The sequence below is a fragment of the Peribacillus sp. NPDC046944 genome, assembly GCF_050272735.1.
Taxonomy (GTDB): Bacteria; Bacillota; Bacilli; order Bacillales; family DSM-1321; genus Peribacillus.
On the sequence record NZ_JBNNML010000020.1, the window covers coordinates 1 to 15904 of the forward strand.

At 34.6% G+C, this 15904-nt stretch carries 13 protein-coding genes and 1 pseudogene; 6 read left to right on the plus strand and 8 right to left on the minus strand.

Annotated features, from left to right (window positions below; all coding sequences use genetic code 11):
* Positions 1–822 precede the first annotated feature (822 nt).
* Both ACQKIC_RS20210 and ACQKIC_RS20215 read left to right on the plus strand, forming a co-directional pair.
* Positions 823–1188 (plus strand): hypothetical protein, encoded by a 366-nt coding sequence (locus ACQKIC_RS20210; protein ID WP_427592203.1) that lies wholly within the window; start codon positions 823–825, stop codon positions 1186–1188.
* 429 nt (positions 1189–1617) lie between these two features.
* Complete coding sequence (locus ACQKIC_RS20215; RefSeq protein WP_427592204.1) at positions 1618–2034, plus strand: hypothetical protein; 417 nt, start codon at positions 1618–1620, stop codon at positions 2032–2034.
* 830 nt (positions 2035–2864) lie between these two features.
* Here the strand turns inward: ACQKIC_RS20215 and ACQKIC_RS20220 are convergent.
* Entirely contained in the window at positions 2865–3767 is a 903-nt protein-coding gene (locus ACQKIC_RS20220) for a hypothetical protein (RefSeq protein ID WP_427668741.1), read from the minus strand.
* 777 nt (positions 3768–4544) lie between these two features.
* Positions 4545–6236 (minus strand): NPCBM/NEW2 domain-containing protein, encoded by a 1692-nt coding sequence (locus ACQKIC_RS20225; protein WP_427592206.1) that lies wholly within the window; start codon positions 6234–6236, stop codon positions 4545–4547.
* A gap of 554 nt (positions 6237–6790) precedes the next feature.
* On the opposite strand from ACQKIC_RS20225, the gene ACQKIC_RS20230 reads away from it, so the two are divergent.
* The gene (locus tag ACQKIC_RS20230) at positions 6791–8164 is read left to right on the plus strand and encodes an SH3 domain-containing protein (RefSeq protein WP_427592207.1); all 1374 of its coding nucleotides are present in this window, start codon (positions 6791–6793) and stop codon (positions 8162–8164) included.
* A 689-nt stretch (positions 8165–8853) separates the two neighbouring features.
* On the opposite strand, the gene ACQKIC_RS20235 is transcribed toward ACQKIC_RS20230, so the two are convergent.
* Entirely contained in the window at positions 8854–8988 is a 135-nt protein-coding gene (locus tag ACQKIC_RS20235; protein ID WP_427668743.1) for a hypothetical protein, read from the minus strand.
* Entirely contained in the window at positions 8988–9611 is a 624-nt protein-coding gene (locus tag ACQKIC_RS20240; RefSeq protein ID WP_427592208.1) for a site-specific integrase, read from the minus strand. Before ACQKIC_RS20240 ends, ACQKIC_RS20235 begins: the two co-directional genes overlap by 1 nt.
* A 184-nt stretch (positions 9612–9795) precedes the next feature.
* Here ACQKIC_RS20240 and ACQKIC_RS20245 point away from each other — a divergent pair, with 184 nt between their 5' ends.
* The 3 genes from ACQKIC_RS20245 (at position 9796) to ACQKIC_RS20255 (ending at position 11315) form a co-directional block, all read left to right on the plus strand.
* Positions 9796–10554, plus strand: coding sequence for an SDR family oxidoreductase (locus tag ACQKIC_RS20245; protein WP_427592209.1), 759 nt, complete (start codon positions 9796–9798; stop codon positions 10552–10554).
* 100 nt (positions 10555–10654) lie between these two features.
* On the plus strand, positions 10655–10858 hold the full coding sequence (locus ACQKIC_RS20250) for a hypothetical protein (RefSeq protein ID WP_427592210.1): 204 nt from the start codon (positions 10655–10657) through the stop codon (positions 10856–10858).
* Positions 10859–10991: 133 nt separating this feature from the next.
* Positions 10992–11315, plus strand: a complete 324-nt coding sequence (locus tag ACQKIC_RS20255; protein WP_427592211.1) for a hypothetical protein — start codon at positions 10992–10994, stop codon at positions 11313–11315.
* A gap of 269 nt (positions 11316–11584) precedes the next feature.
* Here ACQKIC_RS20255 and ACQKIC_RS20260 read toward each other — a convergent pair whose 3' ends face one another.
* The 4 genes and pseudogenes from ACQKIC_RS20260 to ACQKIC_RS20275 all read right to left on the minus strand — a co-directional run bounded on the left by ACQKIC_RS20260 (position 11585) and on the right by ACQKIC_RS20275 (position 15659).
* Positions 11585–12553, minus strand: coding sequence for an NAD(P)-dependent alcohol dehydrogenase (locus ACQKIC_RS20260; protein ID WP_427592212.1), 969 nt, complete (start codon positions 12551–12553; stop codon positions 11585–11587).
* Positions 12554–12740: 187 nt separating this feature from the next.
* Positions 12741–13355, minus strand: a complete 615-nt coding sequence (locus ACQKIC_RS20265) for a Crp/Fnr family transcriptional regulator (RefSeq protein WP_427592213.1) — start codon at positions 13353–13355, stop codon at positions 12741–12743.
* 613 nt (positions 13356–13968) lie between these two features.
* Positions 13969–14137, minus strand: a pseudogene (locus tag ACQKIC_RS20270) (transposase zinc-binding domain-containing protein); the annotation flags it as partial.
* Between the two features lie 184 nt (positions 14138–14321).
* Complete coding sequence (locus ACQKIC_RS20275; protein WP_427592214.1) at positions 14322–15659, minus strand: MFS transporter; 1338 nt, start codon at positions 15657–15659, stop codon at positions 14322–14324.
* Between the last annotated feature and the right edge of the window lie 245 nt (positions 15660–15904).

Here is a 15904-nt window from a genome sequence, read left to right on the forward strand (position 1 = left end):
TGGACATGGCAAGGTCCGAAAATAGCCTAACAAAGTGGGCTCGTAGAGACCTATATTCTAAATTTTGAGCGAAATTTCAAGAAAATATCAAAAAGAGGTCCGGAATGAAATCATTCCGGACCCCTTTTGTCGACAAACTGAAAGACCCCAAGATTGGGGTCTTTTTCTCATTATTGCTTTAGAGTTCTGTTTTTAAACTTCGTTTTAATAGGCTTACATTTAGAATAAGAAGCAAGTTATTTTGTGATACAATCTATTAAATGCTATTAGGCTATTGCCAAAAAAAACGAATTTTGGGACTTTAACCGAAAAAAGATGCGAATTATATAATACTAGAAAATAGCAGACAGCAACAAAGATTTCGAGGATTGAAAACAAGATTATTACTTTCCCCTTCAATATAGGATAATAGTTGAAACTCATCTATTCTAGCTTTCTACTTGGGTAGGTACGGAACAAATAAGCTTAGAACCTTTTCAAAACTTCTTTCTAGTTGGTAAAATATTTTTGATTTTCTTCCTGTTATAAGGCTAATACGATAAATGGAGGTAGTGTAAATGAAATAATAAGAACAAATAGTTACAAGTAAAAGATTTTCAGGAAAGTAATTCATTTAGCAACAAAGACAAGGGATTTAAAATTGCTTCTCCAATGATGATAATTGAAGAAATGTGCTAGTATATTACTGTTTATAAGAGGGGAATATTTAATGAGTACAAAAGCAAACATTACTGTCGATTACAAAGTTTTTTTAGGTAAAACACCTATATATATATATATATAAAGACTCAGGAAATAAACTTTCTCGAATTTTTAAAGCATATGGCTATTGCAGGACAAGCTTATACACCAAATAAAAGAAGAATGAGAAGAATGCTTGGTATGTATCTTCATTATGCAGACTACTTGAGAAGAATTTCATTTAAAAGCAAAAAACCTCATTTTAGTGTTCCTAGTAATTTTAAATATGACCCTACGGAAAAAGGACATTTTTCAAATTTAGCAGGTAAAAGTTTAGGAGATTTTTTGGCGAAAAAATTAAGCGGTGCAGTTTTAACATTTAACTATGAAGCTTCTATGAAAAAAAGGGGGACTCCTATAGTAGGCTCTAGGCCAGATTTACTTTGCATTAGGAGAGATAGCAGTTATTTTGCACTAGAGGCTAAGGGGTATACAGAATCACAATAAGAAATACAAATGATGGAACATCTAGACCAGGCATCTAGGGGGATAATACCTTTTAGCTTTTCGGTTGCATCCGCTTCATGTACCCTTTATAAGAATATTAAAAAAAAGTATTATAAACGATTAAAACATAAGGCGGTTAAGAGAAAAACTGTAGGTCCGAGAATTTACAAAGGGATTATACCTTTAACAAAAAAATAAAACTCTCGGAAATAAAAAAAGAAAACAATACACATGATTCCTCAACTGAACCAGACTAAATAAATTAATTACGGAATATTTTAAGGGGATAAGTAATATTATTTCAAACACTACTTCAACAAAAACGTGAATGGTTGGGCTCAAATTAAGTACAAAAACAAGAAAAGGTACATAAATAATGCAATTTTACGTTATTATTCACCTTATTCGAAGAAGAAAGTGACAGCTATCTTGAAACAGATTGAAAAGGCGCAAGATAGTATTGCTTACGAAGAACAGTTAAAAGAATTCACGAAGAAAGAAGTTGTTAAACGACTAGGCAAGACACACACTTCTGCTTATATCGAAAAGTATCTAGCTTTTGATATGGTTGAAACATTATATGGTAATAGATATGAAAGAAGAGATAACTATCACGATGACAGTATAACTTATATGGTATTTGCCTTTGACTTACCTTCTTTGAAAGCAAAATTGTCACATTATAAACAAGGTACTAAAGAGTATTTAACAATATCTTTCAACTTCGAAGCAGATGATATTGGGAATAAAATAACCCCAAGCGGAACTAGGACCTATAAATTAGTGAAGGCGAATAACTCTGGTTGGAAAATATCTGACCAAACAACAAAATACAACAAGAAGTAAAACGGTTTCTACGTATTTTTAGGTAAAACACAAACAAACAGACAGCAATCGGCTGTCTGTTTGTTTTGAACCATTTTTCTTAACAGATTCCCCAGTTTCTTTATCGTATCTAACCAACTTACTATAACTACTACTTCGTTAGCAAGGAGTATAGCATTCATTAACCTTCTAATAGTTTTTTCGGGTATTTTTCTTCCAGACAATGCCTGATAATAAGGTGATAAAAATCATCCTTTAGCTCAATAGATGCAAAAGTGAAGCGGTTCAGGAGCAAAGATTTTAGCACCAAGAAGAACCAAACCTGTCATTATTAAAACAACGTCGAATTCTTTTCTCACGAACGTTAAAATGCTTGTATACTGTGTTTTCTTTTTCTTTACAATCATTCCAGCAGCAAGGAGAAACAAAGCAGTTGCTAAAAATTAAAGGATTTAAGGTCCCTTAAACATTGCGTTAAACTGTGCCATCAGCATTCCGACTAATAGTAGGATAATAGCATTTCTAAACTCCATATAGTCATCTTGTCTTTGTCTTGATTTTACTACAAAGAAATCATCTTAGATACTTCCAAATCATGAATATCCCTTTTTGAACATAATTAACTACCTGAATTTTAAGGCGACTAAACGTAACATTGAGTTTGATTTTCAGGAATAAAAGGAACAAATAAATTAAGGGGGAAGACCCGTATTCAACAATCTTTATCTGCTCTAAGACGGAACCCGGTAATTATTACTTAACACTCAATTTAACAACACAAATGAGCAGGAGACTATAATGGACAGCTTCATATAAAAAAACGATAAACCCCAGTTATATAAAAAAATCGATTATTTTACAATGGTTATAGTAACAGTTTGACTATAATCATTATATGCTTCGGGTTCTATATGCCAAACAATTTTACCAGGTTTTTTAGCTTTAAAAACAGTTCCATAACTTAAAATATCATTTCCTGAGTCAAAGAGTAATCGGTATCCGTAAACTTCACTATCTTTTGTAAAATTTCTGACGATAGATAGTTTTTCACCTACCTTCATTTTAATAGTGCGCTCTCCATTTTTATTATAAGTGTATCCATCAATCATAGTATGGCCGCCTACATTTTGTAGAGTTAATAAATGTTTTGCACCTGCTGCTACTTTTCGGTCATCCGCTCCAGTACCTTTGTAGCTATAAAATTTCTTGTTCTTATAAACATATTTTTTCACCACTATCGTATTACTAAGAAGATATAGTTGTTTACCCTTTATCACAGCTCCACCATTAAAATATTCCCCAGTAGGCTGAAGTATTTTTTTTACTGTTTTCCCATCATTTGAACCTATAATAATGGGGGATAAATAAGCACCACTACCTGAATACATTCCTAATACTACTTGTTCTTTTGAGTTATCTAGCAATTTACCTTTTGTTATATACTCAAATGAAGAATCTTCATTGTTATATTTTAAGGATTTAATTACTTTCCATTTCTTCTTATTACTATCATATTGATGAACATTAATAATCGTATTATAAGTAAAGGTATTTGTATTAAATTTATTATATGATGCAACAACCTCTGAAACACGTTTTCCAGTGATTTTTGCAGCCACCACGTTTGTAGGTTGTTTGTAACCACTAGATAATTTTTTACCTTTTAGGACTTTAACTTGTTTGTCAACTATCAGAGTATCTGAGCCTGTAGCACCAACTGCGTTACTTGTAACAGAAAATAAACTAGTTACCAACAGAATGCACGAGAACAAAAAAATAAAGTGCTTTGATTTCATATAATTTCCCCATGTGTAAAAATATACAATTTTTTCGGACTCTTTATTATAGCGGTTTATATGATGAATACCAATAAAAATATGACAGAAGGGGTAATTCAAATGAATGTGGCGTTATATAATAGCTGATAGGGAAACCCTTTACCTGCAATCATTAAGATAATTAGTAAGAAGGGGAGATAAGGATGGAATTTAAACAGGAACGTGTAATAACCATAAAGATATGAAAAGGCTCTCATCGAATGAAATAGGCAAAAGATTTATTCAAAAAAAGGCAGAAAGCTTTTTTGGGACTGTCTATGTATGGAGTTAGATAGCAAATGCTCTGAGGATAACACCGCTTTCCCAGAATATATCTCTTCACTTACCCCGAAACCCCACAATACGCTATGGACATAGAGAGGGGCTATACTATCCCTACAGAAGATAAAATAGAGAGTCTGGTTAATGTCCTTGAATTAGATGAACGAACAGCCTTTAGGTTAGCTGATAAACTTCCCTTAAGACTATATGAGAAAGCCAAGCAAAAATACTTTAATGAGGAGTGATAATTTTTGAGATATAACCGCCATGATGATATGGAATACCTATGTTCATGTGGAGAAATGCAAGCAGAGGTGGACCTCTTTTATTGTGATGAGAAAAGTCAGTAGTTTCAGTAGTTAATGATATCTGCTCTTCTAGGAGAAATGAAAAGAAATAGTAGCTGCACAAAACGGCAGCTACTAAAATTTATTATTTTTCAGCCTTAAATGTTACGGAAGTTTTATCACTTATTAACTTTCCTGTACTGGTTCTTGTAATATATACTTTCCCCGATTTCTTACCAAGTTGTTTAACTTTCAATGTTATGGAAGAACTAGAAGCTGAACCGGAGGCTAGTTGCTTACCTTTAGCATCATATACCGTAACAACATCTTTTTTACTTAATGACCTAACAATAATTACATCAGATTTGTTTTTATTGTTAGTTACTGAAATTTTATTTGCTGAAGGCTTGGTTGAAACAGGAAGATTGGTTAATCTAGCATGTCCAAATACAACGCGATGTTTACCCTTTGCTCCATCTTCTTGTTGAATGTATAGTTGTAAAGTCTTTGTGTTTTTCGGTAACCTTAGAGTGAGATTTTTCACATCATTTTTCTTTAAATTTCTAGAATACAGCAATTTGTTGTCGGCATATATATAGGCACTTGATTTGCCATAATCCCCATTAATCCAACCTGAATCTAATGATAAAGTTGTTTTAAGAGAATTAAAGCCCATGTTCTTTATATTGTAAGTTGCAAATGCACTACCAGCAGGAGATACTAGATTGATATTAGAAGATATTAAACCGATACCTGAAGTTATCATCTGTCCATTGGTATATTGGAATGGCATGTAGCTCCCCCACATATGCTCCCTGTATGTACCAAATGAAAAACCGTTACCACTATAATCAATGGCACCCACATTTGCGAGTAATGATGTTTTTGGGAGAACTAAGGGTTTTGCGTTTGTTTTTTCAAAAAGGGGGTTTATAAACACAAGTCCTTGCGTACCTTTTGCTCCCTCGATTTGTTTGACAGTTAATTCTATATTATTAGTCCCTTTTGGAATACGTAATTTTAGAGAAGCGACTTTCGTTTTTTCTGTAAACTCCTTTTCATATAGAAGAATGTCATCTGCATATATACCAACCACTGTTTGTCCATAATCTGCATGAGTCCAATATGAGTCTAATGAAATCTTTGTCGAAAACTGATTAAACCCCATATCCTTAATATTATAGGTAGCATATGCATTGCCGTTTGTAGATTTAAATCTTATTCCATCTGTAACGATATTCTCATTTATGTCAGTATAAACATAATTACCATCAATCCCTTGATAAGATGAAGCTCCTATTGTGCGAGGACTTACCGATAAATCCTTTGTACTTGAATACGTTCCAGAAAAGGATAATGTAGGATTAGCAACTATGATACCCTGTGTTCCTTTACTGCCATCTAGTTGTTCTGTAACAATTTTGAGTTTAGTAGCCTTTTCTGGCAAGGAAATTTTCACATCTACTGTTTTTGTTTTTGAAAGTTGGTATTCATAAATCAACACATCATCTGCATAAATACCAATAGCTGACTTGCCGTAATCTCCATTTATCCATTTAGAATCTAAACTTAAAGTAGCACGGAAGGTTTTGTATCCTTCATTTTTAATATTATAAGAGGCAGTAGCGCTGTCCCCAAAACCTAGTCCGTTTATAATTGGATTTCCCTTAATGTCTGTAAAAGAACTAGAATTCCAAGAATTTTTGTAAACATCTGACCCATATGTTCCTACTAAACTTGTCAAAAGAACATCAGTTTCTGCTGCTGCCACCTCTTTTTGTTGAAAAGATAAGATAAGTAAAAGTGCTGTAAAAAATGTAAATAATTTTAACTTCAAGAATACATCCCCTTAATAAGTAATTTTTACTATTTAGTAAGTATAAAGTCCCTTTTGTGAAAAAAGCAAGACATACCTTTTACCCGCTATTAAGGATGGTCGCATTTTATATCTAGCGATAGAGTTGTTCATCATCCCTAATCTGAGCACTGTTACAATTCTTTTTCTTTAATATATTATAGTTGAGTTAAATACAAGCACTGAAATTCAATTCTATTTATCGGATAAATTTACCCTCATCCCTCTAATAAATGGGTAATTTTTATTGGCTATGTTAAAGTTATTGGTTGCTTTTCAATAATCGTCCTCTTTTTTTTAATGATATTTTACATCAAATAAAAGTTAAAGACCGAGAGATTGAAAAATGTAATTGGAAATGTAAGGGGGAAAAACCTATTTACACCTGAGTGACTTCCTCGTATACTTAAATATTGTTGCATCAACATTAGTCATTACTAATCTATTTTTTAGGATTTCCTAATGATTTTATTGTTGGTGTAATCGTTTTAAAGAAAATGGTTCTACCATTATCGACAGTAGGGGAGAGAAGGATTATGGGACGAGAAATAAAGGGGAAGTTAAAAAAAATTACATTGTGCCTTGCGTTAACAACAGCTGTATTACCAGTAAGCTTCGCACAAGGTGGCTTTTCAACAACAGCATATGCTGCTGAGGCTGCATTTAATGCTACAGGGAAAATTACTGCACCTTCTGGTTACAATGTAAGAAGTGCTCCAAAAGCAACTGCAAAACGAATCGGTGGGGTTTATAAAGACAACATCGTAACAATTGTTGCGAAAGATGGAGAATGGTACAAAATTAAATTCGGTAGCGGATATGGTTACATTATGGCAGTTAGCAGCGGACTTCAAATTACAGCTACGCCATCAAATGAAGTTACATATAATGCCACAGGAAAAATCACAGCAACTTCTGGATTTAATGTCAGAACTTCAAAAAATATTTCATCAACACGTATTGGTGGGGTTTACCAAAATGACATGGTGTCAATTGTGGCAAAAGCTGGAGATTGGTACAAAATTAAATACGGTACTGGTTATGGGTACATCATGGCAGTCTCTAGTGGATTAACGATTACTAGGACTACAACAACACCACCAACAACTGGTGAAATCGTTTTTAATTCAAGTGCCAAAATCACAACGCCATCTGGTTTGAATGTACGTAATGCAGCAAAAGCGAACGCAACAAGAATCGGCGGTGTGTATGTAAATGACATTGTTACCATCGTTGCGAAATCAGGTGATTTTTATAAAATCAAGTTTGGCTATGGCTATGGTTACATCTCGAACAATTCTAGTTATCTAAGTCTTGTGACACAGCCTCCTATCGTTCCTCCTGTTGCAGTAGATAAAGCCAAAGTGTTCCAGAACGCTTTATTATTTACGCTTGGTGCAGAGGGTGGCTATGTAAATGACCCTAACGATTATGGTGGTCCAACAAATATGGGAGTTACTCAACCAGTATTTACTTCATATCTTAAGGCAAAAGGAAGAGCCTGGAAAGATGTTCGATACATTACGAGAGCCGAAGCAGAAGATGTTTATTACACGCTATATTGGAAACCAGCTAAATGTGACCGAATGGCACCTGCGCTTGCTGTCGTTATGTTTGATACTGCGGTTAATCTTGGTGTTAACGGTAACACTTATGCAGGTGGTGCAATTAAACACTTACAAAAAGCTATGGGTATTACTGCAGACGGTTCATGGGGCGCTGCAACTGAGAATAAATTTGCATCTTACAACCTAAACCAACACTATGACTTAGCACTAAAAGTGATTGATTTTAACAAATCTTTCCGTCATGAGCGTGTTCGTCAAGACCCAAGCCAAAAAAAGTATTTACAAGGTTGGTTAAACCGAGATAACAATCTACTAAAATTCGTTTCAACAATTCCTAGATAAGACCGCATTTTTAACACATAGATTATTAAACATCTATATTATTAAAAAGCAGATTCAATTAGCTTGTAAGAAGCTATGAATCTGCTTTTCTTATTTATGATGAAATCTTATTGTATAGAATCAACCATTACACCATTACCTTTAACATAGCCTTTTATTTTTAAACGGTAGTGAGACGATATCAACAGTTCATGCTCTCTCCTTCAAGAACATAAATTCTTCACCTTCATATAGATTCATTAGCTGTACCTTCTGAACTTCATTCAGTATCAATTCAATGATTTACTCTAATAAAGTGTTTATCACAAGTTATGTTCTTTTGAGGGGAAGAATACACTTGTTTTGTACTACCTTGCTACATCAATTGTAGCCATCAGTAAAAGGGAGGAGTTTTCCTCTCTTTTTTTTCATTTTTTAGCAGAATCAGCTTATAGAACCAGTAATAAATATAGACCAACTGGTGGCGGAATGGTGGCGCATTCCAAAGAATCCCCAATAACTAGAGGACAATTATTGTTATGAAATGCGCGGTAAACCCATACGTATCAGTACTTCTAGCGATTATAAAGAACTAGAGGAAAAGGGAGATATAGTTTTGACAGGGTAGAGGTCGCTGGTTCGAACCCAGTCGGAATCATCATTTCTAGAAGCGGCAAGTCCTTGTGTATCAAGGGTTTGCGGCTTTTTGTTTATTTTCTGATACCTTGATTTTTAGCTGTTTTTTTATGCGTTGCACAGAAATTGCACAAACACTGCACAAAACATCCATTTACATCAATCGTGTCAAGGGTTCCAGCTTGTGTCGTTTTTTCTTTTTTGTCCATTATGTCCAATCGGCCGTTTTTCGCTGCATCTCCTCATTTGTATGTGAATAAATATCGAGCGTGATACTGACTCGTGCATGCCCTAATCGCTCACATACAACCTTTGGGTTCTCACCGGAACGCATTAACATGGTTGCGTGTGTATGACGAAGATTATGAAAAGGAATATACGAAACGTCTGCTTTTTCCGTTAAGCTTTTATACATCCTCAGCAAATTCCTTGATTCGATATACGTTCCTTTTTTCGAAGGAAAGAAGAGATCCAAAGGATTATCGGTTTGGTGCTGTTTGTGTATGGTCAAAGCTTCTGTGAGGCTGGGAGACAGAAATATAGCTCGTTCTGAATGAGTGGTTTTCACTTCTTTCGGTTTCAGCCCATGCGCTTTTGTTCGTGCTAAAGCTTCAGCAACATGAATCACACCTTTTTCTAAAACAACGTTATTCCAGCTCAAGGCAAGGATTTCACCTCCTCTCATGCCAGTGAACAGTGCCACTAGAAAAAGAGCGAGGCAGTTTTCTGCTTCACAAACCTTTAGGAATCCTTTTGCTTCATCCAATGTCCATACTTGCTTGTGTTTCTTATGAATGGACGGCGGCGTGGCATCTTTAGAATTAGACTCCATTTCAACGCTTTTTGCAATGCTTTCGATAACAAGTTATGGATCTTCTTTATATAAGCATTTGACCGTCCTTCATTTAACTTTTGAGCATACAATTGGTCAATCATATAGGGAGGTTAGTAGAATAAAGTAACCAACTTCTGAATATACAGTACAAAGATAATCCATCTGAATGGGAGAGTTGTACTTGAGAATACTTGTAACTGGTTCAACAGGACAATTAGGATCGGCTTTGTTAAAGCAATTAAAAGGTTTAGATTATCAAGTAAAAATAACTTCGAGAAGAAAACCAGAAGGAGTAGACTTTACATGGGTTTACAGCGATTTATTATCTGGCGAAGGTTTAGAAGAAGCGGTAAAAGATGTTGATGTAATTATTCACGCAGCAACTAGTCCGATAAAAAATTCTAAAAGCATTGAGGTTGATGGGTTTGAAAAACTTTTAAGCAAGTTGCATCATATAAAACTTTTTATTTATCCATCAATTGTAGGTATTGAGGAAATCCCCTTCAAATATTATAAACTTAAATACAAAGCAGAAGAATTATTAAAAAATAGTTCTGTACCTTATACAATTGCTCGTGCAACTCAGTTTCATAGCTTTGTTGAGAATCTATTCTTATCAAAACCTTTCTTTAAAAGATATATAGTCCCTGGAAAGATTAAATTTCAAAGCGTGGATGTCAATGAATTCGCTAGACATTTAATCGATTTAGTTAATAAAGGCCCACAAGGAAAATTAGATGATTTCTGTGGTCCAGAGATAAGGACATTAAGAGAAATGGCGGAGTTAAAAATTAAGGTTAACAATGAAACCAATGATGTTTTAAGTATTCCTTTTTCAGGAAAACTATACAATTCTTTGATTGAAGGGAAAAATACAAATCCTATGCAAAAGAAAGGGATGATTACTTATGAGGAATATCTAAGGAATAAGCTGAATTAAATTTACTGAGTGAATTTATCAATAAGGTATCAAGTAAACAGCATTTTTTGAAAGGAATTGATGATATCGAACGATTTAATAATTACAGGAGGTTAAACAGTTGAAAGCAGCAATTTATAGTTCTTATGGTTCCCCTGAAGTAATGGAGATTAGGTATGTTGAGAAACCGTTCATCAAAGATGAAGATAGGGTATTAATTAAAGTGGTCTCCGCCTCTGTAAATAAATATGAAACTCTATATCGAAAAGGTTATTTGCCAACAAGAATGGAGAATGGTCTTATAAAACAAAAACGCAAATTCTAGGAATAGACGTGCAGGTACCGTTGAAGCCGTGGAAAAAAATGTATAAAAGTTTAAAATTGGCAATCGTGTTTTTGGAAGTTGCGTCGGTTCCCATGCTGAATATGTCTGCCCAAAAGAAAATGTTCTAACATTTATGCCAAATAATGCAACGTTTGAAGAGGCAGCCGCAATAACATGCGCTGCACAGACCGCTCTAGAAGCATTACGGGATGTAGGGAAGCTAAAAGCAGGCGATAAGGTTTTAATCTATGGTGCATCGGGTGGAGTGGGGCATTTTGCTGTTCAGCTTGCTGTGGATTTTGGCGCTGAAGTAACCGCAGTTTGTAGTACGTCTTATATCCAGGAAGATTTCGCTCACAACGGAAAAAATACGATGTCATTCATTACACCAACCAAAACGGCTGTCTCCGAACCATTCACCACGGCCATATACCAATCTCCTGATAGTAACGGCTGATATAATAGTACAGCAATAACTGCACTTGCGGCGGCAATAATATAAAATATACCGATAAAGAGGAATAAAAAAATATCGATTCCACTTTAATGGGAATCGGATTAATTTAATTAAACCCATCAGCACCAATGTGTTGCCACATACATTCTACACATTGTGAAGCGTTCGCTTGATTAGAATTGGTTTAATAGTGAAATAAAATAAAAAGTAGAATGTTTAGAAGTTTTGGTATCGCATTTCTAATTTATTTATGGTGGAGCAAGCACTCATTATAAAGTAATCACCACTTTACCTTGAGCGTGACCTTCTTGGAAATATTTGTATGCTTCCGTTATTTCACTTAACTTAAATCGTTTATCAATTATTGGTTTTACTTTTCCCATTTCAAGTAACTCTTTTATATCATTTAAGTCTTTTTGATTTGCTCTTTGTAACAGGCTACTTATTTTCTTGCTTCCAGTCAATGAAATAAAAGGTCCAAGAAATAATGTTTGATAAAGTTGAGACTCGGAACCTCCTACGTGAACAAATTTCCCATTTAGTTTTAGTACACGTTTATAAGCTGCAAGGGAATTAGAACCATTCACGCCTAGAACCAAATCATAACATTCCTTATCTTGTGCGAAATACTCTTCTGTATAATCAATGATATGATCTGCTCCTAGAGAACGCAATATTTCAACGTTTCGTGTACTACATACGCCCGTTACTTTAGCACCGAATGATTTAGCAATTTGTACCGCAAAAGTACCAACGCCTCCAGATGCGCCATAGATTAATACTTTATGCCCCGATTTAATTTCACCTTTATTACGTAGTCCTTGTAAGGCAGTCACGCCTGCCATAGGAGTCGCTGCAGCTTCCTCAAAAGAGATATTGGTTGGCTTTATGGCTAAAGCAAATTCGGGGACCGTTACATATTCAGCAAAACCACCCCAGCCACAACCAGAGAGGTCACCAAATACTTCATCACCTACTTTAAATAGTTTAACTTTTTCCCCAACAGCTTCAACTGTACCAGCTATGTCACCTCCTGGAATTGAGTATTTTGGTTTTGTTAGTCCAAAGGCAAAACGGGCTAAGAAGGGTTTACCTTTCAAAAGAACTAAGTTGCCAAAGTTTAAAGATGCTGAATGAACCTTAACTAATACTTGATTCTCGGTAGGGAAAGGTTTTTTTACCTCCTTTAATTCAAGTACATCGGGCGAACCATATTTATCACAAACTATCGCCTTCATAAAAATCCCCTCCAAATGCTAATATATTTGATTAAATTTAATAATAACAAGGAGATAAAAACCGTTCATTGACTTAAGTTAATTTCTAGATACTTTATAAATTTTTTAGCTGGTATCACAAAGGTTAAGTGTGATATATGGTTCAATGATATTTGGTGAGTCAGTCTTCGGTGCTTAGTTGCTACTTTTAAGCAGGATAATTAAGGATGAAATCTATTTTATAATTTTTTTTAATTCGTTTTTTTATTCTACTTAACGACTCAGGAGTAATTCCAAGATAGCTAGCTAAATGATGTTGTGGTACACGGTCAATTAACTCGGGGCGTTTCCTTAAAACAGATTCGTATCGTTCTTCTGGAGAAGAACCAATAAATTCACCGAATTGTTCTTGTATTTCACCAACGTTTATTTCCATCATTTTGCGTATCATTATTTCAAGTTGTGGGTATTTGTTAAACATCGTATTTTCAGAATCAACATCACCAACAACTAATATGCAATCTTCAACACACACTAATGAATACTTAGATAAGTCATCTTGAGTCTTTTCGTTGATAATTGGAATAGCTTGATCTTCAGTAAAAAAATTTGATGTTACTTCTTTACCTGATTCATCTATAAAAAACTGCCTAACACACCCCATTAATACGAAATAACATGTAATGGCGGAAAGTTCTCCTTGTCTAAGAAGATATTGTCCTTTTTTATATTCATCAATTCGTAAACTTTCAGAGATTGCCCGCTGTTCATCTTCGCTGATTAAAGTAAAGTCAGACATATATTTTAAGAGTATATCAATCATATATTCTCTCCCTTTCTAATTGAAACAATTTAAATGTATCTTAATCATTTCAACACCTTTATCCAGTTCACCTTGATTAGATAGAAACAATAGAAATAGGCATCTCTTTTACTATTCAACTAAAGGGATGTTTTAGTAAAGAAAGGATTTATAATAAAGCATATAAAAATTAATCTAATAACATTCCAAAAGAAAAATTTAGGCATACTAAAAAGAGCCAGGTTCTACGATTGTAGGACCTAGCCAATTACTTAAATCCTCAAGCATCAATGTGTTGCCACATACAGTAGGCACATTTGGTATGTGGGAACATAGTATACACATAAAATACTTTTTATGTTGTGAAAGTTTAAGGGTAAAATGATTCTGATTCTTATTTTGAATAGAATAATGTGATGGTTAACAATCGGGCGCAATTCCTAAAAAGGGGTTATGCCTTCTTCAGCTAAAGGGCCAGATTGTTGAATAACATTCTTTTGTGAAAGGTAACCAAATGACGCTATGTTAACTTAAAAGGCACTAAATGTTAGGATGATTAGATACTTTTGCAAGATATTTGCTTTGTTCACAATTTGTTGCCCTTTAGTAATTCTAAAGAATATTTAGTTTTCAATACGATGTGACGATGAGGAACATCAAATAATAATTCTTGTAGTTTTTTTCAGACCAATCATCTGTGTACTGCTTTCCACACTTATGAAAATAACGGCTTTTACAAGTAAAGCAACCAAATACGGTTCAGAAGTATATTCACTGCCAAGGCATTTTGCATAGCCTAAGTCTATAACCATTAAAATGTTCTTTAAGTATTCGTGTAATGACCCAACTATTCTTTTCAAGCCAACTACGAACATTATACTGAACAGTTATCCACAAATCGATTATTTTCAAATTTCCTAAACAACAAAAAGGGTGTTGATGAATTTTGATTCATCAACACCATAAATAATAGAACCCTATAGATATTTAAACAACTTTTACTTTCTGTTCGGCTTTTGACAACACTAGATAGCCTACCGCTGCGAATGCTGATAAGAAGGCTACAACGATATAAGACCAAAACCAACCAAATTGATCAGCTAGGATTGGCATTAACCAATTGGAACCCATGTTTCCAATTAAATACGCCGTAACACCCACAAAACCAATTGCCGTCCCAGCTACATTCAAAGGAACAAAGTCAATTGTTAGAATGTTAACAATTAATTGTGGTCCATAAATTAAGGCTCCTAAAATTCCACAAACTACTAAGAATAATGCGTAATTTGTAACACCACCGCTAACTAACCTCTCGTAGAAAAAGACAAACGCCACCATGGCAAACAAGCCAATTGATCCAATTTTAGCCATTTTATTTGGATATTTAACAGCTAACCATGCGAACACAAGTGACCCCGGGATCGCAATCCATTCAAGAACTGAAACAGCCAATTGTGCTCTTGTATTCGATAAGTTCCCCACTTCACTAAGATAAATTGGCATCCAATCTGCAATTCCAAAACGGAGAAAATATAAGGCCACGTTCACAGCAGATACTAGCAATAATAGTGGATTGGTAAAAACATATTTCCAAATTAATTGCCAATAGCTCAGTCCTACTTTTTCTTCTTCAGTTGCCACATTGGATTCCCCAGCGTCACCATACATCGTTCTTAAGGAATCGAGGCCTTCAGATTCAGGGCTATCTCCGGCATAACGCCAACATATATATGCAAAAAACAGCACCAAAACTCCTGGAACTAAAAATGCCATGAAAATATTTCCTGTTTCAGGAACGACTAGTCCCATACTGGTTAGGGCCACAATGATCAAAGGAAGTAAAGCTGACCCAGCATTTTGTGAGATATTCCAACCTGCAATGGCTGCTCCACGAGATTTGTTCGAGTAATAATTAGCAAGCATCATTTGAGAGGCAGGAGCTAAAGCACCTTGTACAACTCCACTCAATATTAGGAGAATGGCTAACACTGCAATCGATGAGTTGAAAAAGCCAATGAGAATTGCGATTAGGGCACTTGCTCCCAAACAAATCGAGAAAAGTTTTCTTATACTAACACGGTCTCCTAACGCCCCCATATAAAACTTAGCTAATCCATAAGAAATAGTTAAACAAGAAAGTAACAAAGCAATATCTGTTTTATCCCATCCATTTGTAGTCATGATACTATTTGACATTAACTTAAAATTATTCCGCACAAGGTAAGCACATACATACCCTAAAAATGCAATCAGAAAAATTATTTTCCGCCGAAAGAGATAGCGTGCAAATTTCTCGGTATTTTGTTTTTGGTTAACTAATTCCATTACTGAAACCACTCCAATACAGTATATTATAAGTTCTAAGTTCTAAGTTCTAAGTTCTAAGTTCTAAGTTCTAAAGTCTTGAGTCTTGTAGCATATTTAATTAAGCTGCTTGAAATATTTTCTAATGGCATCCCCCCTGTTATTATGAAAGCGCTTAAAAAAGTAGGTGACACAAGTGTTTAACATATTAGTATTATCTTACTTTTTAACCCTTTAAACTATCAGCGTATATCCTATTATTCGTA